Source organism: Pseudarthrobacter sp. Pseusp20, assembly GCF_059492155.1.
Window position 1 is genome coordinate 3,557,792 of record NZ_CP168521.1, and the last position, 23,459, is coordinate 3,581,250.

Genomic DNA, 23,459 nt, shown 5'->3' on the forward strand with positions numbered 1-23,459 from the left:
CAACGATAGTGTCCATCCACTGGACGGCCCCAATCGTCCCGAATAGTGAGACGGCCTCTGCGCCGAATATTCTTCCGCCAACGCGCTCGGGGCCCTCCTAATAGAGAGCCCCGAGGCATAATGCATCGAACTTGCTAGGCAGGCCAGTCCATCAGCGTTGACCGGATCAGGAAGCGTTTGCCCTCCGGCGCTTCCACCGAAAAGCCGCTCCCCCGGCCCGGTACAACGTCCACGGTCAGGTGGGTGTGGCTCCAGTAATTGAACTGTTCCCGGGACATCCAGAACTCCAGCGGAAGTGGCTGCAGGCCGTCGGACAGGTCGAACAGCCCCAGGAGGACGTCCGAGTCCCCCGTGATGAAGTCCCCTGCCGGGTAACACATGGGTGAGGACCCGTCGCAGCAGCCTCCGGACTGGTGGAACATGAGCGGTCCGTGCCGGTCCCAGAGCATCCGCAGCAGGTCCACGGCCGCCGGCGTGAGCGCCACCCGGGAAAAGTCTTCCCCGGGCAGCGTCACGGCGGCGTCCATCCCGTGGTCCGGCATCAGAACCTCAGCACCACGCGGCCGTCGATCTTGGCGTGCTTCATCTCATCGAAGACGGCGTTGACCTCGGAGAGCTCCCGGACGGACACTGTGGGGCGGATCTTTCCCCTGGCGTAGAAATCCAGCGCTTCCTCAAGGTCCTGCCGGGTTCCGACGATGGAACCGCGGACCGTCAGCCCCTTGAGCACGATGTCGAAGATCGGCGCCGGAAAGTCCCCCGGAGGCAGTCCATTGAACACGATGGTGCCGCCCCTGCGGGCCATGCCAATGGCCTGTCCGAACGCTGACGGATGCACCGCCGTAACCAGCACCCCATGGCACCCTCCTGTTTCACGCTGGATCACCTCTACCGGATCTTCATGCAGCGCGTTGACGGTCACTTCCGCTCCGTGGGTCCTGGCCAGGGCCAACTTGTCGTCGGCGACGTCCACGGCGGCCACCCGCAGGCCCATGGCGACGGCGTACTGGACGGCGATGTGCCCCAGCCCTCCGATGCCGGAGATGGTGACCCACTGCCCCGGCCGGGTCTCGGTCATCTTCAGGCCCTTGTAGACGGTGACGCCGGCACAGAGTACCGGCGCCACCTCGACGGGGTCGGATCCCGCCGGTATGCGCGCCGCGAAGCGTGAGTCCACGAGCATGTACTCCCCGAAGGACCCGTCCACCGTGTAGCCGCCGTTCTGCTGGGCCTCGCAGAGGGTCTCCCAGCCGGTGCGGCAGTACTGGCAGTCGCCGCAGGCGGACCACAGCCAGGCGTTGCCCACCACGTCTCCGATGCGGAGGTCGGTGACGCCTTCACCCAGTGCCACCACCTCCCCCACGCCCTCGTGGCCGGGAACGAACGGCGGGGCGGGTTTGACCGGCCAGTCCCCTTCTGCTGCGTGGAGGTCGGTGTGGCATACGCCGGTGGTCAAGACTTTGACCAGTGCCTGGCCGGGCCCGGGTACCGGCATGGCGACGTCCTGGACGGACAGGTCGGCACCGAATTCGTTTACTACTGCTGCTTGCATTGTCGTCGTCATTGGCGAAATCCTTGCGTCGTTGTAGCGGGGGGTAGTGCTGGCCTAGAAGAAGCCCAGCTTGTTTTCGTCGTAGCTGACCAGCAGGTTCTTGGTCTGCTGGTAGTGGTCCAGCATCATGGCGTGGTTTTCACGGCCGATGCCCGAGGACTTGTAGCCACCGAAGGCGGCACCCGCCGGGTAGGCGTGGTAGTTGTTGACCCAGACACGGCCGGCCTGGATTTCCCGGCCGGCGCGGTAGGCCACGTTGCCGTTGCGGGACCAGACACCGGCGCCCAGCCCGTAGAGGGTGTCGTTGGCGATGCCCATGGCGTCGTTGTAGTCGCTGAACTTGGTCACCGCCACCACGGGCCCGAAGATCTCCTCCTGGAAGATCCGCATCCGGTTGTGGCCCTCGAACACGGTGGGCTGGACGTAGAAGCCACCCGCCAAATCGCCCGGGAGTTCGGCGCGGGCGCCGCCGGTGAGGATCCTGGCGCCTTCCTGCTTTCCGATGTCAATGTAGGACAGGATCTTCTCCAACTGGTCGTTGGAGGCCTGTGCACCAACCTGCGTATCGGTGTCCAGCGGGTTGCCCTGGACCATCTTTTCCACCCGGGCCACGGCGTCCGCCATGAAGGAGTCGTAGATGTCCTCCTGGACCAGCGCCCGGGACGGGCAGGTGCAGACTTCGCCCTGGTTGAAGGCGAACAGCGCGAAACCTTCCTGGGCCTTGTCGTAGAACGCGTCGTTCTCCTGGGCAACGTCGTTGAAGAAGATGTTGGGGCTCTTGCCGCCCAGTTCCAGGGTGACGGGGATGAGGTTCTGGCTGGCGTACTGGCTGATCAGCCGGCCGGTGGTGGTCTCGCCGGTGAACGCGATCTTCCGGATCCGGGAGCTGGAGGCCAGCGGCTTGCCGGCCTCCACGCCGAAGCCGTTGACCACGTTCAGCACGCCGGCGGGCAGCAGGTCCCCGATGAGTTCCACCAGCACCAGGATGGAGCTTGGCGTCTGTTCGGCGGGCTTGAGCACCACCGTGTTTCCGGCGGCGAGCGCGGGTGCCAGCTTCCAGACGGCCATGAGGATGGGGAAGTTCCAGGGAATGATCTGGCCCACCACGCCGAGCGGTTCGTGGAAGTGGTATGCGGTGGTGTTCTCGTCCAGCTGGGAGAGGCTGCCTTCCTGGGCACGGACGGCTGAGGCGAAGTAGCGGAAGTGGTCCGCCGCCAGCGGCAGGTCCGCGTTCAGGGTTTCCCGGACCGGCTTGCCGTTGTCCCAGGTTTCGGCGACGGCGAGCATTTCCAGGTTTTCGTCGATGCGGTCGGCGATCCTGTTCAGGATTGCGGCACGTTCCGCTGCTGAGGTCTTGCCCCAGGACGGTGCCGCCTTGTGCGCCGCGTCCAGCGCCAGTTCGATGTCCTCGGCCGTGCCGCGGGCCACCTGGCAGAACGCCTTGCCCGTCACCGGAGTGATGTTGTCGAAGTATTGCCCCTTCACGGGGGCCACCCATTCGCCGCCGATCCAGTTTTCGTACCGGTCCTTGAAGGTGACCTTCGAACCGTCGGTTCCCGGCTGTGCGTAAACGGTCATGTGCTTAGCTCCTTTGCTGTGCAGAAGGCGGGCCCCAGGGGCCGTTCGCCGTTGGAGACAGCGTAGGAGTTGGCAGGTTGCAGCCAGGTTGCAGGCCTGTGGCCGGTGTCACAGGGGTGAGTTGTCAGGCGCGCAGTTCGGCTTCCAGCCGCTCCAGGTCGGCCACGACGGCGGCCCGCTTGGGTGAGCGCGGCGGCAGGAGGCGGAGCGCGGCGCGGCGGATTCCGACGTCGTCACTTGCTTCGGGAAGCGCGGCGTACTTGAGCAGGGACTCGGCACTTCCATCCGTGAGGACGGCCTCCCGGAGCAGGGACGAGACCCTGTTCCTCAGCTCGATGATGCCGGGCGCCTCGGAGCGCGGGAGCACGCCGCCGCGGTAAATCTCCAGGGCAATCCGGTGTGCACCGCGCTGCAGGCAACTAAGCACCTGGCCGGTGTCCGGCACCAGGTCGACAGGCAGCCGGTAGGGGCGCGAGCCGGGAACAGCGTCCGGGGAAAGCTGTTGGATGACCTTGCGCAGGCGGACCATCTCGGCGCGCAGCGTCATGGTCGGGCCGTCCCCGGGATACAGCAGGGAGCTGAGTTCCTCCGCGGTGAGCCCGTCCGGGTGGGTGCTGAGCAGGGCCAGGATCTCGCTGTGCCGGGCGGACAGCGAAACTGTCCTGCCGCCCAGGCTGAGCAGCGCCTGGTCGCGGCCCAGCAGCTGCAGGCTGTTCCGGTAGAGGCTGCCTTCCTTGGCACCCTGGCCCTGCCTGCCGGCGGACGCCGGGGACCGCCGTCGTACGGGCTTCCTGGCCAGCTCCGCCGCGCGCTGCAGGCGCTCCACCCGCAGCTGCGCCTGCGCGGCCGCCACGGTGGCTTCCACCAGCGACAGCGTATGCGGCGCCACCGCGGTGGCTGTCCCGGTGATGTCCACGACGCCCAGCACGGCGCCTGAATCGGGGTCGTGGAAGGGGACGGCGGTGCAGCTCCAGGGATGGACGGCCCGCTGGTAGTGCTCGGCGCCGGCGATCTGGATCCCCTTGCCCAGGGCCAGGGCCGTTCCCGGGGCACTGGTGCCAACACTGGCCTCGGACCAGTCGGCACCGGGGACGAACATCATGCCTTCGGCGCGGCGCTGGAGCGTGGGGTCGCCGTCCACCCACAGGAGCCTGCCCACCTCATCGCCTACGGCCACCAGGAGGCCGCTGTCATGGCTGGGCTGGACCAGGAGTTTGTTGATGACCGGCATGATCGCTGCAAGGGGGTGCTGCCGGCGGTAGTCCTCCAGCTCGTCCCAGTCGAAGGCAAGCGGCGCGGCCGCATTGTCAGGATTGGCTTTGAAGCCGGCGGACCGTAGCCACGATTCCCTGATGAGTTTGCGCAGGCCGGGGATTTCGGGCGTGGCATCGCCCAGGCCCGGCATCTCTGGAATGGCACCGTCCAGGCGCTCGTGACCTGCCAGCGCGGCGCGCTGGCGCGGTTCAGGCTGGAGCAGGTTCGTCATCGAACTCCCGGAAAGTGCAGGCTTCTGGCGCGGCTAGTCTAGCCGTACCAGTTCCTCCAGCGCATCCACCCCTGCCACTGCTCCACCCGCGGCAGCGTAGCCCTCCGCAACCCGCCGCGCCCCCGGCGCCTTGGTCCGGGCCTGGTGGACGGCGGCGCGGAGCCTTTCCGGGGTGAGGTGCTTCCGGCTCAGCCGCACCCCGGCGTCGGCGGCCACCACCCTCGCCGCCACCTCGTGCTGGTCCCTGCCGAACGGAACCACCACCACGGGCACCCCTTTGGCGAGCGCCTTCTGCGTCGCCCCCATGCCGCCGTGCGTGATGGCGACGGCGGCGCGGTCAAGGACGGGACCGTGCGGCACGAAGTGTTCCAGCCGGGCATTGGCCGGGACGGACGCAAAGGCTTCGGCGCCGGATGCCCGGTGCGCCCCGGCGGACCCGGTGTCCGCTGCCGGCAGGGTGGCCACCACGGTGAAGGGTTCAGCGGCCAGGCCGGCCAGCGCCGCCCGTACCAGGGCTTCGTCGGCCTGGTATTCGGAGGATGTGGTCACCAGGACCACGGGGTCCTGGCCATCCCCGAGCCAGGAGGGAGGCTCCGCGGGCGGTTCCCAGCCGAGCGCGCCGATCATCCGCACGTCCGGCCCCCAGTCCGGATGGGGATACTCGAACGGCTGCGACGTGGCCACAAGCATCAGCGGCGCGGTGCGGAACATCTCGTCCGCGCCGCTGACGGGTGGCAGTTGGCCGGCGGACAGCTCAGCCCGCAGCGCGTTGATGTGCGGCAGCATCAGCTTTTCCACGGCGCCGGTCACCAGGCGGCGGGCCAGTGCATCACGGGCCCTCCCCAGCGGGCCGGACATGGGGGCAAGCCCGGGTCCGAACGGCGGCGTTCCCCTCGACTGGAGCGGCGGGGTGTAGGGGCTGAAGGTGGCCCACGGCAGCCCCGAGGATTCGGCCTGGATGCGGGCTCCCCAGGCGTTGATGTCGATGAGCAGCAGGTCCGGGCGAACGTCATCAATGGCCTGCTGCAGGTCCGGGGCGTCGAACCGGGCGCGGGCCGTGAAGGTCTCCACGCTGGAAGCCAGGGCCGCCTTCGCGTTGTTGGCGCGGTAGTCAGTGGCCTCGACCGCAAGTATCCGGTCATCCACCGGTCCGGCCTGGAACCCCGCCTCCATGAGCAGCGGGACCTGCCGGCGCAGGGTACGGACGTGGACATCATGGCCGCGGGCCTTCAGCTCCTGGAGCAGCGGGACCATGGGGAAAAGGTGGCCGATGGCGGGAGAGGTGTAGGCAAGGACGGTGGACATCAGGGCCTCCGGATGAAGGGTTCCAGCATTTCGAGCAGGCAGTGGGCCACGTGGTCGCGGCTGAGCCCGGCATCGAGGCGCAGCAGCTTCCAGGTGTAGACGTCGCAGAGGGCGACGAACTGGGCAAGGCGGCGCTTCCGCTCTACCCCGTCCGGCAGGAAGTCATCTGCGAGGAAGGGCGCGAAGACGCGTTCGCACCACTGCCGGTGGAGCTGCCGGCCGCCTTCGGTGATCTCTGCGAGGACAGGGGACGTTTCCTCCTCGGCCAGCATCTTCAGGGCCAGGGCGCCGGTGGTTTCGTAGTGTTCCAGGAGATTGTCGACGGCGGCGGGTACGTCGCCGGGAGGAGCGGCACCGCGCTGGCCGGCAACCTCCGCTGACGCGAATTCCGCCGTGGCGTGGATCAGGCCCGGGCGGTCGCCGAAGCGGCGGATGACGGTCTGGACGGTCACCCCGGCCCGTTCAGCAACGGCGTTCAGCGTCACGCCGGCGAGCGGCCCCTCCATGAAGAGGTCCAGCGTTGCCTGCAGGATCCGGCGCCCGGTTGCGGCGGCAGAGGCCGCACGCTTCCGGGAGTCGTAGGCACGGGTTCCCGCCATATTCATGTTAATCAGACTAACTTGAACACGGCTCTGCGGCCAGAGGTCACAGGGCCAGGTTTACAACCAGGGCCCGCCCGACCCATCAGATGGCCCCTTCCCGGCCAGCGCCTCCAGCTGCCCGTCCGCGCTTCCAACAAGCAGTTAGAGGCGGCTGCGAACGTGGCAGGCCTGCTCTTTGGGGGTCTTCGCCTCTCCCAGAGGGCGCAGCCACAGTGCAATGTTCACGTAGTACTGCAGTCCAGACTGCGATCTCTGCAATTCGGCCACAGTGAAAACGTCATCGGTGTCGCGGTACCAGGATCCGATGTGCTTCGAGAATCCCGCACCCTTCATGAAGCCGTCAAAAGTGGTTTGAATGACGTTCCTGCTCATGGCCCTCCCTAAGTAACCACCTGCTGGTGGAGTGCGGCCGGAGTCAGCCGCGGGAGATGCGGATCATGTCCTCGCGCGGCACCACTTTGATCCGTTCGCGCACCACGTGGTCCAGGCCTTCGGGTCCGGTCCAAGCGGCCCCGAGTCCAGCCTCATGGGCGTCGAGCTTGTTCCACCCTTCCCAGGTGGTGTATTCGATACCGCGTTCCTCGAGCAAGTCGATGATGGCCTGGGGATCCGGGTTTTGTGCAGCGGGGAGGTTCGGCCGGTCCTCCAGCAGGAAGCCGATGGTCTCCAGCGCATCGCCCTTGGTGTGGCCGATGAGCCCGACGGGTCCGCGCTTGATCCAGCCCGTGGTGTAGATGCCCGGGACGGGGCTCCCGTCGGCATCCAGGACGCGTCCGCCCTCATTGGGGATGACGCCGCGCTTGGCGTCGTACTCGAGTTCGTCCAAGGCGGAGCCGTGATAGCCGATGGCCCGGTAGACAGCCTGGACGGGGTATTCGACGTACTCCCCGGTGCCCTTGGCGTTGCCGGTCCCGTCCAGCTGCATGCGCTCAAACTTGATGCCGCCCACCCTGCCCGTGCCGTCGTCGAGCACTTCCACGGGGCTGTGCAGGAAGTGCAGGTGCAGCCTGCGGGAGGAGGGGCTCTCCGACTCCGCGTGCTCCTCAACCAGCCAATTGGTGAGCGTGTTCACCATGGTCTTGACCTGGTTGTTGCTGCGGATGGCCTCATCCGAGGCCTCGTCGAATTCAAAGTCCTCCGGATACAGGACGATGTCCACGTCGTCCATATGGCTGAGCTCGCGCAGTTCCAGCGGGGTGAATTTCACCTGGGCCGGTCCGCGGCGGCCGAAAACGTGGACGTCCGTGACGGGCGAGGACTTCAGGCCCTGGTAGACGTTGTCCGGAATCTCGGTGCTCAGCAGCTCCTCGGGGTGCTTGACCAGCATGCGGGCCACATCCAGGGCCACGTTGCCGTTGCCGATGACGGCGATTTCCCTGGCCTCGAGCGGCCATTCCCGGGGAACATCGGGGTGCCCGTCGTACCAGGACACGAAGTCGGCGCCGCCGAACGAGCCCTGGAGGTTGATGCCGGGAATGTCCAGGTCCGCGTCCTTCACGGCGCCCGTGGAAAAGATCACGGCATCATAGAAGGCCCGGAAATCGTGCAGGGTAAGGTCCCGGCCGTAGGTCACGTTGCCCAGGAACCGGATGTCCCCGCGGTCCAGGACCTTGTGCAGGGCGTTCACGATGCCCTTGATGCGGGGGTGGTCCGGGGCCACGCCGTAACGGATCAGTCCGTAGGGCGCGGGGTAGGCCTCGAAGAGGTCGATGCTGACCTGGAAGTCGCCGTCCTTCACCCCGCTGGACTTGGTGAGGATGTCCGCAGCATAGACTCCTGCCGGTCCTGCGCCGACGATGGCGACGCGGAGGGGACGGTTGGCGGTTTCGCTCTTGTTGGACACCGGGAGCCCTTCTGAACTGGTCCTGCTCACGTTTCATGAGACTGCGCCGCGTCATGCAGCGCACAGTCCCCCATTCTAGTTGGCGGCCAGGGCCACCACCTTGCCTTCGCGGTACAGGAGTGCCCGGAGTTCGGCCTCCGCCGAGTCCAGGCGCTTTGGATCGATGGTTTCGCCGTCATGGAAGTGGTCCAGGACGCGGGGGTCCACGTAGCTCTCCCGGGCGATGGAGGGTGTGTTGCCCAGCGTCTCCGCGGCCTCGTGCATGGCCCGGCTGATGGCCCGTTTCCGTTTGGCCGCCGTGCGCTGGGGGCCGGTCCGGGCAAGGCTTGCCGCCGCGGCCACCGTCCCGCGAAGGGTGCGGAAATCCTTGGCGGTGAAGTCCGATCCGGTCCGCTCCTTCACGTAGGCGTTGATGTCCGCGCTGGTGACCGGACGCCAGGTCCTGCCCTCCTTGTAGGCCAGGAGCCGGGCGTTGGGCCCGCGGCGCTTGAGGAGGCGCAGCACGACGGCGAGGTCCGGGTCGCGGATCTCCGATTCCCAGTCCTTGCCGCTCTTGCCCGGGAAGCGCAGCAGGATGCGGTCCTTGCGGACCTGGACGTGGGCGCACAGCAGGGTAGCCAGGCCCCGGCTGCCGTTTTCATTGGTGTAGCGTTCGGACCCCACGCGCAGGGATCCGCTGTCCAGCATCCGGAACGCGGCCGCCAGGACCCGCTCGCGGGTGAAGCCATCGCTGCGCAGGTCCATGGTGACCATGCGGCGTGCCGCGGGCAGCGATTCGGCCAGCTGGAGGGACCGGTCGAACTTCACCCGATCCTTACGCTCACGCCACTCCGGGTGGTAGATGTACTGGCGACGGCCCACCGCGTCCACCCCGGTGGCCTGGATGTGGCCGTTCTCAAACGGGGCAATCCAGACGTCCGTCCACGCGGGCGGGATGCCGATGCTCTCCAGCCGGTCACGGACGGGACCGGGCGGCAGGGTGGAGCCGTCCAGGTCCCGGTAACTGAAGCCTTTGCCTGCCGGTACCCTGCGGTAGCCGCGGCCCGAGGCGTTGCTGCGCCGGAGCCTCATGGGGCCGGCTGCGGGGTACGGGCACATGTCATGAAAGAAAGCCTACTGACTATTTTCCGGTTTTCCCGCCTGCCTCCCGGAATACCTGCCCGCGGGCTGCTGTTATGGAAAGCGTGCCCATGCCAGAAGGAACCCCCGTAGCCACCTCCCCCACGTCACGCTCCACGGCAGGTGATGCGGTGCCCGCGGGTCCCAAGGCAGTCGCCGGGGATTCGACGGCGGGAATGCTGTTCGGCATCGGCGCGTACGTTTTGTGGGGGCTGCTCCCGCTGTACTTCTTCATCCTGATGCCGGCCGGCGCCGTCGAGATCGTGGCCAACCGCGTGGTGTGGTCGCTCCTGTTCTGCGCCCTCCTGATCACGGTCACCCGGGCGTGGGGTGTGCTGGCTGCGGCGCTGAAGGACCGCCGCGTGTTTGGTTCCCTGGCGCTGGCTGCTTTCCTGATCGCCATCAACTGGCTGACCTATACCTACGGCGTGACCACCGGGCAGGCGGTGGAAACGTCACTGGGCTACTTCATCAACCCGCTGGTCTCGGTGCTCCTCGGCGTGCTCGTCCTGAAGGAAAAGCTGCGTCCGCTCCAGTGGGCCGCGGTGGGCGTGGGCTTCGTGGCCGTGGGCGTCCTCACCTACTCCTACGGGAAGTTGCCGTGGATTGCGCTGACGCTGGCGTTCAGCTTCGGCCTGTATGGCTTCGTCAAGAACCGGGTGGGGTCGAGGGTGGACGCCATCACCAGCCTCAGCGTGGAGACCATGGTGCTGGCGCCGCTGGCCGCCGTGGCGATGGTGGTCCTGGCCGCGAACGGCAGCTCCACGCTGACTTCCCAGGGGCCCGGGCACTTCTGGCTGCTGCTGGCGTCCGGCGTGATCACCGCCGTTCCGCTGCTCTTCTTCGGCGCCTCCGCGCGGCGGCTGCCCATGACCACCATCGGGCTGCTGCAGTACTTTGCCCCCGTGCTGCAGTTCCTGGTAGCGCTGCTGGTGTTCCGGGAGGCCATGACCGTGGAGCGCTGGATGGGGTTCGGGGTGGTGTGGCTGGCACTGCTCCTGCTGACCCTGGACATGCTGCGGACGGCGCGCAGGAACTCGGTGGCCCGCCGGGCAGCGCTCCGCCAGGCCGCCTAGAAAGCGTCCGATGACAAGGAAGGTGGGCTCCCAACCGGGAGCCCACCTTCTTTGCGTTGCCGGAGGGAGTCGTTCCGGTTAGGCGTTGGCCTTGATGGCGGCGGCGAGGACATCCAGGCCGTCGTTCAGCAGTTCGTCGGTGATGACCAGCGGCGGCAGCAGGCGGATGACGTTGCCGTAGGTGCCGCAGGTGAGGATGATGACGCCTTCCTTGAGGCAGGCGGCGGCAACAGCCTTGGTCAGTTCCGGGTTCGGCTCCTTGGACCCTGCCTGGACAAGTTCGACGGCGAGCATGGCGCCGCGGCCGCGGACGTCGCCGATCACGGCGGTGCCGGAGCCGGCCAGTTCAGTCTGCAGGCCGCGGAGCCGGCCCAGCGCGAGTTCCTCGATGTGGCGGGCACGGCCGTTCAGGTCGTACTCCTCCATGGAGCCGATGGAGGCCAGCGCCGCGGCGCAGGCCACCGGGTTGCCGCCGTAGGTGCCGCCCAGGCCGCCGGGGTGGACGGCGTCCAGCAGGTCGGCGCGGCCGGTGATGGCGGACAGCGGCATGCCGCCGGCGATGCCCTTGGCCATGGTGATGATGTCCGGGACGACGCCCTCGTGGTTCACTGCGAACCATTCGCCCGTGCGGCAGAAGCCGGACTGGACCTCGTCCGCGATGAAGACGATGCCCTTTTCCTTGGCCCAGGCGGCCAGCGCGGGCAGGAACCCCTCAGCGGGAACGATGAAGCCGCCCTCGCCCTGGATGGGCTCGATGATGATCGCGGCCACCTGGTCGCCGCCGATCTGCTTCTCGATCATGGTGATGGCACGCTTGGCGGCCTCGGCACCGGTGATGGAGGGGTTTTCCTCGCGGTACGGGTAGCTCATGGGCATGCGGTAGACCTCGGGAGCGAACGGTCCGAAGTTGGTCTTGTACGGCATGGCCTTGGCGGTCAGCGCCATGGTCAGGTTGGTGCGGCCGTGGTAGGCGTGGTCAAAGGCGACGACGGCGTCCCGGCCGGTTGCCAGGCGGGCCACCTTGACGGCGTTTTCCACTGCTTCCGCGCCGGAGTTGAAGAGGACGGTGCGCTTTTCGTGGTCGCCCGGGGTGAGGCGGTTCAGCTGCTCGGCGACCGCCACGTAGCCTTCGTACGGGGTGACCATGAAGCAGGTGTGGGTGAAGTGCTCCACCGCTTCCTTGACGGCGCCGACGACGGCGGGATCGGACGCTCCCACGCTGGTCACGGCGATGCCCGAGCCGAGGTCGATGAAGGAGTTGCCGTCGACGTCGTGGATGATGCCGCCGTCGGCGTCTGCAACGTAGACCGGGACGCTGGAGGCGACGCCGGCAGCCACCACGGACTTGCGGCGTTCGGTCAGTGCCACGGACTTGGGGCCCGGGAAGTCGGCCTGGACGTTGCGCTTCTGCTCCAGGCGGTAGGTGATGTCTGATGCGGTGGTGGTCATGGGAAGGCCTTTCTTTGAAGCCTGGCGGTGGGTGGTTTTACGCGTCGAGGGCGGACATCACGTGCTTGATGCGCGTGTAGTCCTCCACGCCGTACATGGAGAGGTCCTTGCCGTAGCCGGACTGCTTGAAGCCGCCGTGCGGCATTTCGGCGGTGAGCAGGATGTGGGTGTTGATCCAGACGGCGCCGAAGTCCAGGTCGCGGCTCAGCCGCATGGCGGTGCCGTGGTTGGTGGTCCAGACACTGGAGGCCAGGGCGTAGTCCACGTCATTGGCCATGGCCACTGCCTCTTCTTCGGTGCTGAACTTCTGCACCGTGATGACCGGGCCGAAGGTTTCCTTCTGCACCACGTCGTCGGTCTGCTTTGCTCCGGTGATGATGGTGGGTTCGAAGAAGTAGCCCTTCTCCCCCGCGCGGTGGCCGCCGGTTTCGATCCGGCAGTTGGCCGGCAGGTTCTCCACCACCGACGTGACGGCGTTGAAGTGGTTCACGTTGTTCAGGGGGCCGAAGTAGTTGTCTTCGTCGTTCTGCGAGCCGGTGTGCAGGGTCCTGGTGTGCTCCACCATGGCGGCCACGACGTCGTCGTGCACGGACTCCTCCACCAGCACGCGGGTGATGGCGGTGCAGTCCTGGCCGGCGTTGAAGAAGGCGAACTCGGCGATGGCCGCGGCGCTCTTCTTGATGTCGGCGTCCTTGAACACGATGGCCGGGGCCTTGCCGCCGAGCTCCAGGTGCGCACGCTTCAGGCCCTTTGCGGCACCGGAGGCAACGGCGATGCCGGCGCGCACGGAACCGGTGATGGACACCAGGCCGGGGACCTTGTGCTCCACCATCATGGCGCCTGTTTCGCCGGTGCCGAGCACCACGTTCAGCACGCCGGCCGGGAAGATGCCGCCGGCCAGGCGTGCCAGGACCAGGGTTGATTCGGGGGTGGTGTCCGACGGTTTCAGGACCACGGTGTTGCCGGCCGCGAGCGCGGGGCCGATCTTCCAGATGGCCATCAGGAACGGGTAGTTCCAGGGCGCCACCTGGGCCACTACGCCGATGGGTTCGCGGCGGACGTAGGAGGTGTGGCCCTCGAAGTACTCGCCCGCGGACTTGCCTTCCATGATGCGGGCGGCGCCGGCGAAGAAGCGGAGCTGGTCGGCGCCGGCAGCCACTTCCTCGGAGGCGATCAGGGAGCGGACCTGGCCGGTGTTGCGGTGCTGGGCTTCGACGAGCTCGTCGCTGTTGGCCTCAATGGCGTCGGCGAGCTTGAGCAGCATCAGCTGGCGCTGGCCCGGGGTGACATGCTTCCAGGTCCTGAAGGCGTCCTTGGCAGCCGCCATGGCGGCATCGACGTCCGCCTGCACGGAAACGGGGGCCTGCGCCACCACGTCGCCGTTGGTGGGGTTGACCACGTCCAGCAGGGTGGTGCCGGCGGGGGTGACGAACTTCCCGTTGATGAAGTTCTGCAAGGTTTGGACCACGGTGTGCAACCTCTTTCGTAAGGGCCATCGGCGGCCGGGCGGAGACCACGACGGATGGATGGAACTGCCTTGAGCCTATGCCAGCGCCCAAGCGGGGTGAATAGCCACCTGCACACCCTTGCCAAAGAGGTTTAGTGCGGTTGCCCAGCTCACGTTTATCCTTGCTTCATGGCCATTTCCCTTGCTGCCCTGGTGGGCGTGTCCTCCCTGAAGCTGTCCAAGGCGGGCGTGGCGGAGACTACCTGGAACCAGGACATCAACTGGGTTGCCGTCACGGAGCTGGAGGATCCCCAGCGGTTCCTCAACGGCGGCGAGCTGGTCCTCACCACCGGCCTGCGGCTGCGTTCCGCCCCTGAGCAGCGCCGTTTTGTCCGCCAGGTGCAGCGCGCCGGCGCGGTGGGCATCGGTTTCGGCGTGGGCCTTTCGCATGAGGCGGTGCCGCCGGCCCTCCTGGCGGAGGCCAACCGCTGGGGCCTGCCCGTGGTGGAGGTGCCGTACGAGACTCCCTTCATTGCCATCACCAAGCTGGTGGCGGACGCGCAGTCGGCGGACCACTACGCCAAGCTGGAACGGCTGATCGCAGGGCACCAGGTGCTGGCGCGGGCGCTGCTAACCGGCGGCGGACTTTCCGAGCTGTTGAAGAACCTGGGGGGCATGCTGCGTACCGACATTGCGCTCACGCAGTTCACGGCGCAGCTGTACAACAGCAGCACCGCCAGCCCGTCGGCGGAGACCTGGTCCAGCTATCCCGTCCCTACCGGGCGGCGCGATGCGTGCACGCTGTGGGTGCGCCAGCCGTTCGAGGACACAGGGATCATTGGCTACGCGCAGAACCTGATCAGCGTGGAGCTGAACAACATGGTCAAGCAGCGGCAGGCCCAGCGTGCCCTCTGCGGCCAGGTGCTGGAGGACGTGATCCACGGTGCGCTGGAGACCAGCGAGGCGCAGCGCCGCCTGGCCGGCGTGGGCGTGAACAGCACCCGCAAGAACGTGGTGCTGCTCGCTGTTTCGGCCGCCCATGGCAAGGCCCTGGGGAGCACCTCGGTGCCGCTGGAACTGGAAAAGGCCGTTGCCGCCGTCGTGGGCAAGGACCTGGTACTGGTGGTCAATGACGACGGCGGGACGGCGCCGGCGCTGGCACGGAAGCTCAGCGACCACCTCGCCGAAGCCGGGATCCACGCCACGATCGGCATCGGCGGGGCGTACACCAAGCCGAACGGCCTGCGCTGGAGCTACTTCGAGGCCCGGGACGCCGCCAGCCACGGCCTGCCCGTCAACGAACCCGAGCGGCTCAGCCTGACGTCGCTGCTGCTGGCCAGCGAGGATGTGCCGCTGGCGGATATGGCCCACGAATCACTGAACCCCCTGCGGTCCTTCGATGCCGCACACGGCTCTGAGCTGATGGCCACGCTGGAGAGCTACCTGAACAACAACGGCTCGGTGGCCGCGGTGGCGGAGGAGCTCACGCTGCACCGCAACACCGTCCGTTACCGGCTGGCCCAGATCACCGAACTGACGGGGTACGACCCCGCCGTCACCGCCGACCGGGTGCAGCTGTGGCTCGCCCTGGCCGTGGCCCGGTTGTCGGCCCGCCAGGGCCGGTAGGCAGGGAGGCGGAAAAGGGGGCCGGCAGCGCCCTGCTGCCGGGTCAGATGACGCCGTGCCCCAACAGGTCGCGGGATTTCTTCCAGGCCTTCCGGAAGCCGGCCCGGGCTGCCAGCATCCGTTCTTCCTGCCGGCTGAGCAGGTGGGCATAGATGCCTGCGGCGGCCGCGTCGGTGTTGTCGGCGGCGACACCGGCAAGCAGGTCACGGGCCACTGCGGCGTCCTGGAACCTGCCCAGGATCTTTTGCTGCCGGCGGGCGGCCTTTGCCACCTTGCCCGCACGCTTGCCATGCACCAGCGCGGCTGATTCGGCCACGTGGCGCAGCCGCTTGGCGTCCTTGCGGACACGGTGGAGGGCAAGTTCCTGTTCCCTGCCGCGCCGTGCCCCCTTGGCAGCCTTGCGTGAGCGGCGCAGCCGTTTGGCGGCCTTGTCCACCGCCTTTGCCGCCGTCCGCCGGCCGGGCGTCACCGCTTCGGCCCGCACCGGTGGGTTGTCCCGGAAGTCCTCGAGCTTGTCCAGGAGCCGGAAGTAGCGCTCCGTTCCCAGGGCTTCGCGCAGGAGCCGGTACGCGTCGTCGTAATCGGCGGCCGTGCGCTGTTCCAGCCCTGCCGTTGCTCCCGCAACACCGTCCCCGGGCGGCAGCCCGGCCAGCTCTCCGCGGAGCTGCTCCCGCAGGACTTCAGCGTCGCGCGGCCGGCCCAGCAGCTGGCCCAGCCACTTCAGCTCGCTCCGCAGCTTGCGCACCGGCGACGCCCGGTACAGCCTCCCGTAGGCGCCCAGGACCGAGCGGATCCGGCGCGTTGCCGAGCGCATGGCATGGACCGCTTCCGGCTCCTCGCCCCGGACAGCGGCGTCGGTGGCAAGGATCTGCTCAATCTGCGCCCCCACGTACACGGTGACGACGGCGGCTGCGGGGGCGCGCTTTCCGGCCAGCAGCGCCGGGCTGCCTTCGTCGCCGGCGGGGCCGGCGGCGTCCCCGCCGCCGGGGGACCGCGTTCCGGCCGCCTTGCCCGGCCCCAGTGCGCGGGCCAGCTTGGAGGCGTGGCCTGCGGGGCGGGCGCCGGCAGCGGCAAGCAGTTCCTCCACCGGGCCAAAGAGGCCTGGGTCGCCGTGGACCAGTTCCAGTTCCCACTCGCGCCACTGCTGCCGGGTGGCTGCGGCCCCATCCTGCAGCCGTTCGGCGGTGACCTGGTCGTCGGCGAGGTCGGCGAGGTGCACGCCGTCGTCACCGTACAGGGGGTAGGTGGTGCGCCGCGTGTGCAGTCGGACCACCGGCACCGGGACGGCACCCCTGAGGTAGGCATGCAGGTGGGTGAGCAGGGCGTCCGGGACCACGTCCGGGCGGCCCAGGGGTGCGTGCAGTTCCGTGCGTTGCTGCGGGCCTTCCCCGGCTGCGGCGGCGGCCTGGGGTGGCAGCTTCAGGTGCCACCCGGCGTCCTTCCCGCCCGTGCGCCGGCGGAGGGTGATGCGCCGGGCGGCGAGGGAATGCTTTGGCGTGTCGAAGTAGACCGCTTCAAGGAGATCGGTATGCGGCTTGCCCGTGCGGGCCACCCCTGCCGCCTGCTCCAATGCAGGCACTGCGGCGCCAGTGTCGACGTCGTATTTTTTCTCGATCTCGAGTCCCCGGGAAGCCTCCACAGCCGTCCTTCCGCACCACCTGGTCCGCGCCAGGCCCTCCGACAGTCCGTTGGCAGTCTATTGCAGCGGCGCCGGACCGGGAGAGGTTGGCCACAAAAGCGCAAACATCAAACGTCTAACCTTTAGGGTGGAGGGTATGTCCGCCACTCCCCCGCCTCCCCGCCCGCAAGCATCCAGGCGCCCGCCGCAGCCCCCGCCGCGCCGGCACCCGGCATGGCGCCTGCCAAGCCACGCTCCGCCGTCGTGTTCGGTGTCATTGCGTTGGTGCTGATCGGGCTGAACCTCCGCGCGGGCATCACCGGGGCGTCAGCCCTGCTGCACGACCTCCAGTCGGTACTGGGCTACGGGGCGTTGGTGGCGGCCATCATTCCGTCGATTCCCACACTCTGCTTCGCGGTGGCCGGCGCCGCGACGTCCTGGCTCAGCGGCAAGGCGGGTGTGGAGAAAGCCATCCTGCTGTCGCTCGCCCTGCTGGCCGGCGGCCTGTTGCTGCGCGGCATCCCCGCCACCGGCATGCTCGTGGCCGGCAGCGTGGTGGGCATGTCCGGACTGGCCATCTGCAACGTGGCCATGCCGTCCTTCATCCGCGAGCACTTCGCCTCCCGCACCTCGCTCATGACCGCCGTCTACACCGTGACCATGACCACCGGCGGCACCCTGACCTCCGTCCTGGTCGTACCCCTGGCCCAAGCCCTCGGATCCCCGTCCGCCGCGGTGGGCGCCGTCGGCATCGCTGCCGTGGCCGCCTTCCTGGGGTTCCTGCCCGTGGCACTGCACGCGCACCGCAACGCCGCCCCGGCCACGGGCCTGCGCGTGTCCCCCTGGCCGCTGTTGCGGACCCGCAAAGGTCAACTCCTCACCGCGATCTTCGCCCTTCAGGCCCTGCTCGCGTACGCCCTGCTCAGCTGGTTTCCCTACATGCTCACCACCATGGGCCTGAGCGCCTCGGACAGCGGACTGATGTTCGGGCTCATGCAGCTGGTCTCCGTTCCGGCGGGCATGGTGCTGATCGCCATCGGCTCCCGCCCGCGGATGCTGCGCCCGGCGTTCTACCTGGTGAGCATCACCATGGCCGTGGGAATCCTGGCGCTCCTGGTCCTCCCCGTGGGGCTGGCGGCCGTGCCCGCCGTCCTGCTGGGCTTTGGCCTGGGCATCTTCCCGCTGGTGATGGTCATGATCAGCCGCAGCGGCACCAGCACCGCCGAAACCACTGCACTGTCCACGCTGGCCCAGTCGTCGGGTTACCTGCTGGCCACGGTGGGCCCGTTCGGCATGGGCCTGCTGCACAGCGCCACGGGCGGCTGGATCCTGCCGCTGGTGCTGCTGCTGGCACTGGCCCTGGTACAGATTGTGGTATCCCACCTGATTACCGGCCGCGCCATGACCGGAAAGCCCGCAGGGGCAGCTCCGGTCCGGGCTGCGGATGGAAGGAAGTAACGCCATGTCCCTGAGCCCGTCAGTCCGGCCGCCGCTCGCCGCCGAAGTCACGGCCAAGCTGCGCGGGATGGTCCACTCCGGCGAGTGGGCCCTGAACCAGCGCATCCCGCCCGAACCGGAACTCATGGCCCGGCTCGGCGTCTCCCGCGGGACCCTCCGTGAAGCGGTGAAGGCCCTTGCCCACGGCGGCATGCTGGAGGTCCGGCGCGGGGACGGCACCTATGTGCGCGCCACAAGCGAGATGTCCGGCGCCGCGCAGCGGATGTATCAGGACCACACTGAGCAGCACATCCTTGAGGTGCGGCTGGGTCTGGACACCCAGGCGGCCCGGCTGGCCGCCCGCAATGCCACGGACGACGACGTCACGGCCCTGCGTGCCCTGCTCGCCAGCCGGGACCGGGCCTGGAACAACGGGGACGTCGAAGCCTGGGCGGACGCCGACTGGCACTTCCACGAAGGCATCGCGCGGGCGTCCGGGAACCCGCTGCTGCACGAGCTCTACGCCAGCTTCGGAACCGCGTTCCACCGGGATCTCCTCAAGCAGCAGGGCCGGTCCGGCTTCAACGGGCTTCCGCGGGACGGCCACGAGACGCTGCTCGCTGCGATCGAGCGGCGCGATGAGGACGCTGCCGTCGCCACGGTGAACCGGAACCTGAACTCCTGCGAGGAGTGGCTGGCCGAGTAGTCCCGGCGGCACACCCTGCGGGGAAGGGCCCGCTCCGGGGTTTCCGCACCCCCCAAACCATCAGTAGGCTTACCATCTGACGAAGGTTGTTCTGCCCTGCGCCGCATCCCGTGGCGCAGGGCACCCTCCGGACGATGAGGAGTACCCATGGCGCGATCAACACGCCTTAGTGATCAAGAGCTGGGCAACGAGCCCCTCCGGCAGGCGCAGGATGCAGCGGCTGCCGATGGGGCACATGCCGATGCCGGGCTGCCGGGCGGTGCAGCCCGCCAGGGTCAGCGCGCAGGCACCATCGGGAAAGCACCGGGCTCCAGGCCGCCGGGCGCGCTCTGGTCTGACGGCCTGGGCAGGGCAGGCACCCGCGCAGCCCAGGTTCTGCTGGTTGTGCTGGTGGTCGCCGTCTCCGTCTTCGCGCTGATGCAGATCAAGCTCCTGGTGATCCCTGCCCTGATCGCCCTGATCCTGGCAGCAGCGATCGGCCCGTTCGTGAACATGCTCCGCCGCCGCGGGATACCGGGCGGCCTGGCCACCGGCATGGCGTTCGTGGCGCTGCTGGTGATCCTGGCCGGTGTGTCCACCGTCATCTATTTCTCCGTCCGGAACCAGTGGGGCGAACTGGCGGCGCAGGCCTCCTCCGGCCTCGACGAGCTGGAGCAGTTCCTGCTGACGGGGCCCATCCCCATCGAGCAGGAACAGCTCAACCAGGCACGGGAGGCGGTGGTGCAGTTTGCCACCAGCAGCCAGGTCCGCTCCGGCGCGGTCACCGGGCTGTCCGTGGTGACCGAATTTATTGCCGGGGCCAGCCTCATGGTGGTCATCCTGTTCTTCTTCCTCAAGGACGGCGCCAAGATCTGGGACTTCTTCCTCCGCCCCTTCTCCGGCCAGCGTGAAGCCAAGCTGCGCCGGTCCGGACGCCGCACGCTCGAGGTCTTGGGCGGCTACGTCCGCGGCACCGCGATCGTGGCCCTGGTGGATACCGTGGCCATCGGTGCGGCGCTGCTGATCATGCAGGTACCGCTGGCCATTCCGCTGGCCATCATCGTCTTCATTACCGCCTTCATCCCGCTGGTGGGGGCAACGGTCGCAGGCATCCTGGCCGCCCTCGTGGCGCTTGTTGCCAACGGGCCGGTAGTGGCCCTCATTGTGGTGGCCGTCGTCGTCGCGGTCAACCAGCTGGAGGGCGACCTCCTGCAGCCGGTCGTCATGGGCAAGTCACTTCAACTCCATGCCCTGGTGATCCTCATGGCATTGACTGCCGGCACCATCCTGGCCGGGATCGTGGGCGCGGTCCTGTCCGTGCCGCTGGCGGCGGTGGCCTGGGCCATCATCCAAGTGTGGACAGCCGAGGACCCGGACCTGAAGGACATGAACCCGGACCTGCCCCCGGCCAATACGCAACCGGTCTAGCGGGCCCGGGCCCAAGCACCCCGGACACGGCGGCGGCCCGGCACTTACGTGCCGGGCCGCCGTCGTCAGCTTCTTACTGCGTGTCCGCCCTACTCGCCGCGGAGGCCTGCAAAGACGTTCTTGGGCCGCTGCATCTCGCCGTGCTTGGCGCCGAGGATGATCACCAGGGCTGCGAAGCCGGGGATGGCCCACTGCAGGAGCTTGAGCTGCTGCTGGGCCGTCCTCAATTCGTCCGAGGCCGCGCCGTGCGGCTCCGTTGCGCCTTCGGCGCCTTCACCGGCAAGCTTTTCCACCTTCTTGCCCAGGATGCCCGAGTACAGGGTCACCGCGGCGCCCACCACGGTGACCGCCGTCTTGATGACGGTGTCGCGGGCCACGCCCTCCTGCTTGGCGATGCGGCCCTTGTTCTCCCAGGCGATGGCGAGGTCCGCCACCAGGTGGGAGGCGAAAGCCGCCGTCTGGAACGGCGCCCACTTCATCCAGCCGGCACTGGAAAGCCGGGTGCGCTCGGCGGGGTCCTTGGCCTGGGCCGCCGCTCCGTTGAGTCCGATGGCGCCCATGAGTGATCCGCCAAACCATGCTGCCGCGGTCAGGTCGTGAACTGAACGGGCAATGAGGTTTCCTGCCATGATGTGCGTTCCTAACGTTGTGAACTGGTTCCGGGTTTTGCCGCTGTGCAGCGGACTTCGCTTGCCTGTTCCATCGAGGTATGGTGCGCCCATGGTAAGCACACTTACTAATATTACGAAACCCCGTCCCGGGCGGGGGCAACCGCGTAATATCGTCGCCATGGGAAAAACAGGAACATTGTTCGGCTGGGCCTTCGGGGACCCCGCCCGTGAAAGTGACGGCGGCTACGTGGACGGCCTGCAGCGCGAGGCGCTCAGGAATGCGCGGGAAACCGCCAAAGCCAAGGGCGTGGAGGCGGTCACCGGGTCCGAGGTGTTCACCGTCCTCAGCGCGGACGATTCCCTGGTGGAACTGGACAACGCCCCGGGCCAGCTGGTGGTCCGCTGCACCGTGCACGTGGAGGGACCGGGCGCGGAGAAGCTGAGGGCCGAAGGGCCCATGAACGGCTGAACCATGTCCGACGGCGATTCCACCCTCAGCCAGGCAGCAGACGCTGTCGAGGAGGCGTCCAACCACAAGGCCCTGGACGTCCTGGCCCGCACCGGATTTGCCGTCATGGCGGTGCTGCACATCATCGTTGGGGCCATCGCCGTTGCCATCGCCCTCGGCCATCCGGGCGATGCCGAACCCACCGGCGCCATCGCCCAGCTCGCGGACAACCCGTGGGGACCCGTGGTCATGTGGGGGTGCGTGGCGGCCTGCCTGGGCCTTGCCCTGTGGCAGGCCAGCGAAGCGACGTTGCGCGCACGGAGCCTGGCCCGCAAGGAACGGCTGGCCAAGCTGGTCTCCTCGGGATTCCTGGCCATCGCATACGGCACTGTGGGCCTTACGTTCGCCGGCTTCGCCTTGGGCCAGCGCAGCGACTCGGGAGACAACACCCGGGACTTCAGTGCCAGCCTGATGGCCAACCCCCTGGGGCCGTGGGTCCTGGTGGCGCTGGGGCTGACCATCCTGGGCATCGGCATCTACTTCATCGTCAAGGGAATCCGTCGCGGCTTCAAGGAGGAGCTGTTCCACTTCGACGGCACCCGGCGCGGCAGGCTTATCGACAGCCTGGGCGTCACCGGCCATGTGGCCAAAGGGATAGCGCTGGACCTCACGGGCCTGTTGTTCGTGATCGCCGCGGCCAAGCACCGGCCCGAGGAATCCACCGGCCTGGACGGCAGCCTCAAGGCACTGCAGCACCACCCGTTCGGGCCCACCCTCCTGGTGGCCATTGGCGCCGGCTTCATCGCTTACGGAATCTTCGCGCTGATCCGGGCCCGGTTCGGGCGCATGTAGTCCGCCGCTTTATGGGTAGGAAGGAAGTATGACCCAGCAGCCGCGCGTTCTTTCCACCGTCACCGGGAGTGCCGGGCAGGCCTTTGCCGCCCTCTTCCGGCTCCTCAAACTCGCGCGGCCGGACCGGCCCATCCACCCCCAGGGCCTGGGCCTGGCCGGACAGCTCACCAGGACCGGCAACCCCGCACAGCCCAGCGGCATCGACTGGCTCGATTCCCCGGGGACCGACCAGGTGGTGGCCCGCTTTTCACGGTCCCTGGGCCTGCCGCAGGCGCTGCCGGACATCCTGGGCCTGGCGCTCCGGGTTTCGCCGACCAGTGCTTCCGCCGGTTCCTCGACCCCTGCCGCTGCCTCCGGTACCAACCCCGCGGACGTCCTGTTTGCCTCCACCGGCTGGGGACTGCCGGGCAGGTTCCTCCTGATGCCGCGGCTGGACATTGCGGGAGCCACCCTGACCACGCTGATGCCGTACCGCGGCCGGACGGGCCCGGTGCTGTTGGGACTGCGGACGCTGAACCTGCCTTCGGGGTCGCCGGCCTCCGGCGAATGGGTGCTGGGACTGTCCTGGGCCAGACCCGGAGGGCCGTGGCGGGCGTGCGGTGAACTGCGGCTGAACGCGGGTGCGGACCCCGCGGACATCCCGCTGCGTTTCGACCCCCTTGAGAACCAGCCGCCGGGCGCCCGGACGTACGCCTGGACCCGCCGCCTGCGGAAGCCGTCCTACCGGGCCGCACGGCGGCCCGCACCTCCCGCCGTCGGACACTTGAAGGACCCCGGACACCCGGCGGGGTCCGCCGAAGCACCGCACCAAAGCATGACCGGAACCGGAAGGAACTCAATGTCCACCGTCTCGCAGCTGTTCACCTCCCCCGCGGCCGACGTCTGGCGGGTCATCGCCGACGGCTGGCTGTATTCCGGCTGGGTGGTGGGCGCATCCCGGATCAGGGACGTGGACGCCGAATGGCCCCGGCAGGGTTCCCGGCTGCACCACTCCGTGGGCGCCTGGCCGCTGGTGATTGATGACAGCACCAGCGTGGCGGCCGTCGAGCCAGGCCGCTCGCTGGAACTGGTGGCGCGGGGCTGGCCGATGGGCGAGGCCAAGGTGGAGATCACGCTGGAGGACCGGGGCGACCAGTGCCTGGTGACCATCGCCGAGGATGCCATCCGCGGGCCCGGCAGGCTGATGCCGAAATTCCTGCGGGACCCGTTGATTTCGGCGCGGAACCGGGAGACCCTGCGGCGCCTGGAGCTGATGGCCGTTGGCGGCGCTGGTAAGCAACAGGATTAGGGCATATTA

General features: G+C 68.2%; 21 protein-coding genes. 8 read left to right on the forward strand and 13 right to left on the reverse strand.

The genetic code is table 11. From position 1 onward, the window contains the following. Positions 1–134: 134 nt before the first annotated feature. The 9 genes from ACEN9K_RS16465 to ACEN9K_RS16505 all read right to left on the reverse strand — a co-directional run bounded on the left by ACEN9K_RS16465 (position 135) and on the right by ACEN9K_RS16505 (position 9,437). Positions 135–542, reverse strand: coding sequence for a DUF779 domain-containing protein (locus ACEN9K_RS16465; RefSeq protein ID WP_026265729.1), 408 nt, complete (start codon positions 540–542; stop codon positions 135–137). Next, positions 542–1,564 (reverse strand): alcohol dehydrogenase AdhP, encoded by a 1,023-nt coding sequence (gene adhP / locus ACEN9K_RS16470; protein WP_208324225.1) that lies wholly within the window; start codon positions 1,562–1,564, stop codon positions 542–544. Before adhP ends, ACEN9K_RS16465 begins: the two co-directional genes overlap by 1 nt. A 42-nt stretch (positions 1,565–1,606) precedes the next feature. Next, complete coding sequence (gene exaC / locus ACEN9K_RS16475; protein WP_018769031.1) at positions 1,607–3,130, reverse strand: acetaldehyde dehydrogenase ExaC; 1,524 nt, start codon at positions 3,128–3,130, stop codon at positions 1,607–1,609. A 124-nt stretch (positions 3,131–3,254) separates the two neighbouring features. Continuing rightward, the gene (locus tag ACEN9K_RS16480) at positions 3,255–4,616 is read right to left on the reverse strand and encodes a helix-turn-helix domain-containing protein (protein ID WP_056393038.1); all 1,362 of its coding nucleotides are present in this window, start codon (positions 4,614–4,616) and stop codon (positions 3,255–3,257) included. 33 nt (positions 4,617–4,649) lie between these two features. Further along, a complete protein-coding gene (locus ACEN9K_RS16485) occupies positions 4,650–5,921 on the reverse strand; it encodes a glycosyltransferase (protein WP_495634666.1) in 1,272 nt (423 codons plus the stop codon). Further along, on the reverse strand, positions 5,921–6,526 hold the full coding sequence (locus tag ACEN9K_RS16490) for a TetR/AcrR family transcriptional regulator (protein ID WP_495634667.1): 606 nt from the start codon (positions 6,524–6,526) through the stop codon (positions 5,921–5,923). Before ACEN9K_RS16490 ends, ACEN9K_RS16485 begins: the two co-directional genes overlap by 1 nt. 138 nt (positions 6,527–6,664) lie before the next feature. After that, positions 6,665–6,895 carry a DUF4304 domain-containing protein gene (locus ACEN9K_RS16495; RefSeq protein ID WP_495634668.1) on the reverse strand — a complete coding sequence of 77 codons (231 nt, stop codon included), beginning with the start codon at positions 6,893–6,895 and terminating at the stop codon, positions 6,665–6,667. Positions 6,896–6,938: 43 nt separating this feature from the next. Then, positions 6,939–8,366, reverse strand: coding sequence for an FAD-dependent oxidoreductase (locus ACEN9K_RS16500; RefSeq protein ID WP_495635715.1), 1,428 nt, complete (start codon positions 8,364–8,366; stop codon positions 6,939–6,941). Positions 8,367–8,441: 75 nt separating this feature from the next. Next, positions 8,442–9,437 (reverse strand): DNA topoisomerase IB, encoded by a 996-nt coding sequence (locus ACEN9K_RS16505; protein WP_495635716.1) that lies wholly within the window; start codon positions 9,435–9,437, stop codon positions 8,442–8,444. A 119-nt stretch (positions 9,438–9,556) separates the two neighbouring features. Here ACEN9K_RS16505 and rarD point away from each other — a divergent pair, with 119 nt between their 5' ends. After that, positions 9,557–10,561 carry an EamA family transporter RarD gene (gene rarD / locus ACEN9K_RS16510; protein ID WP_018769024.1) on the forward strand — a complete coding sequence of 335 codons (1,005 nt, stop codon included), beginning with the start codon at positions 9,557–9,559 and terminating at the stop codon, positions 10,559–10,561. A gap of 78 nt (positions 10,562–10,639) precedes the next feature. Here rarD and gabT read toward each other — a convergent pair whose 3' ends face one another. Beyond that, positions 10,640–12,010, reverse strand: coding sequence for a 4-aminobutyrate--2-oxoglutarate transaminase (gene gabT / locus ACEN9K_RS16515; protein ID WP_018769023.1), 1,371 nt, complete (start codon positions 12,008–12,010; stop codon positions 10,640–10,642). A 37-nt stretch (positions 12,011–12,047) separates the two neighbouring features. Beyond that, positions 12,048–13,478 carry an aminobutyraldehyde dehydrogenase gene (locus ACEN9K_RS16520; protein WP_056393178.1) on the reverse strand — a complete coding sequence of 477 codons (1,431 nt, stop codon included), beginning with the start codon at positions 13,476–13,478 and terminating at the stop codon, positions 12,048–12,050. Positions 13,479–13,646: 168 nt separating this feature from the next. Between ACEN9K_RS16520 and ACEN9K_RS16525 the strand changes: the two genes are divergently transcribed. Next, the gene (locus ACEN9K_RS16525) at positions 13,647–15,083 is read left to right on the forward strand and encodes a PucR family transcriptional regulator (protein ID WP_018769021.1); all 1,437 of its coding nucleotides are present in this window, start codon (positions 13,647–13,649) and stop codon (positions 15,081–15,083) included. 43 nt (positions 15,084–15,126) lie between these two features. On the opposite strand, the gene ACEN9K_RS16530 is transcribed toward ACEN9K_RS16525, so the two are convergent. Further along, positions 15,127–16,722: a CYTH and CHAD domain-containing protein gene (locus tag ACEN9K_RS16530; RefSeq protein WP_495634669.1), complete on the reverse strand. Its 1,596-nt coding sequence runs from the start codon at positions 16,720–16,722 to the stop codon at positions 15,127–15,129. Between the two features lie 213 nt (positions 16,723–16,935). Between ACEN9K_RS16530 and ACEN9K_RS16535 the strand changes: the two genes are divergently transcribed. The 3 genes from ACEN9K_RS16535 (at position 16,936) to ACEN9K_RS16545 (ending at position 20,251) form a co-directional block, all read left to right on the forward strand. After that, positions 16,936–18,159 carry an MFS transporter gene (locus tag ACEN9K_RS16535; RefSeq protein ID WP_495634670.1) on the forward strand — a complete coding sequence of 408 codons (1,224 nt, stop codon included), beginning with the start codon at positions 16,936–16,938 and terminating at the stop codon, positions 18,157–18,159. A 4-nt stretch (positions 18,160–18,163) separates the two neighbouring features. After that, on the forward strand, positions 18,164–18,844 hold the full coding sequence (locus tag ACEN9K_RS16540; RefSeq protein WP_495634671.1) for a FadR/GntR family transcriptional regulator: 681 nt from the start codon (positions 18,164–18,166) through the stop codon (positions 18,842–18,844). Positions 18,845–18,991: 147 nt separating this feature from the next. Beyond that, entirely contained in the window at positions 18,992–20,251 is a 1,260-nt protein-coding gene (locus ACEN9K_RS16545; protein WP_495634672.1) for an AI-2E family transporter, read from the forward strand. A gap of 89 nt (positions 20,252–20,340) precedes the next feature. Here the strand turns inward: ACEN9K_RS16545 and ACEN9K_RS16550 are convergent, their stop codons facing one another. Then, complete coding sequence (locus tag ACEN9K_RS16550) at positions 20,341–20,880, reverse strand: hypothetical protein (RefSeq protein ID WP_056393014.1); 540 nt, start codon at positions 20,878–20,880, stop codon at positions 20,341–20,343. A 160-nt stretch (positions 20,881–21,040) separates the two neighbouring features. Here ACEN9K_RS16550 and ACEN9K_RS16555 point away from each other — a divergent pair, with 160 nt between their 5' ends. Genes ACEN9K_RS16555 through ACEN9K_RS16565 form a run of 3 tightly spaced genes read left to right on the forward strand, consistent with a single transcriptional unit; the run spans position 21,041 to position 23,450 of the window. Next, positions 21,041–21,331, forward strand: a complete 291-nt coding sequence (locus ACEN9K_RS16555) for a hypothetical protein (RefSeq protein WP_026265726.1) — start codon at positions 21,041–21,043, stop codon at positions 21,329–21,331. A 3-nt stretch (positions 21,332–21,334) separates the two neighbouring features. Then, a complete protein-coding gene (locus ACEN9K_RS16560; protein WP_495634673.1) occupies positions 21,335–22,162 on the forward strand; it encodes a DUF1206 domain-containing protein in 828 nt (275 codons plus the stop codon). Positions 22,163–22,190: 28 nt separating this feature from the next. Next, positions 22,191–23,450 carry an SRPBCC family protein gene (locus tag ACEN9K_RS16565; protein WP_488315787.1) on the forward strand — a complete coding sequence of 420 codons (1,260 nt, stop codon included), beginning with the start codon at positions 22,191–22,193 and terminating at the stop codon, positions 23,448–23,450. Positions 23,451–23,459: the final 9 nt, after the last annotated feature.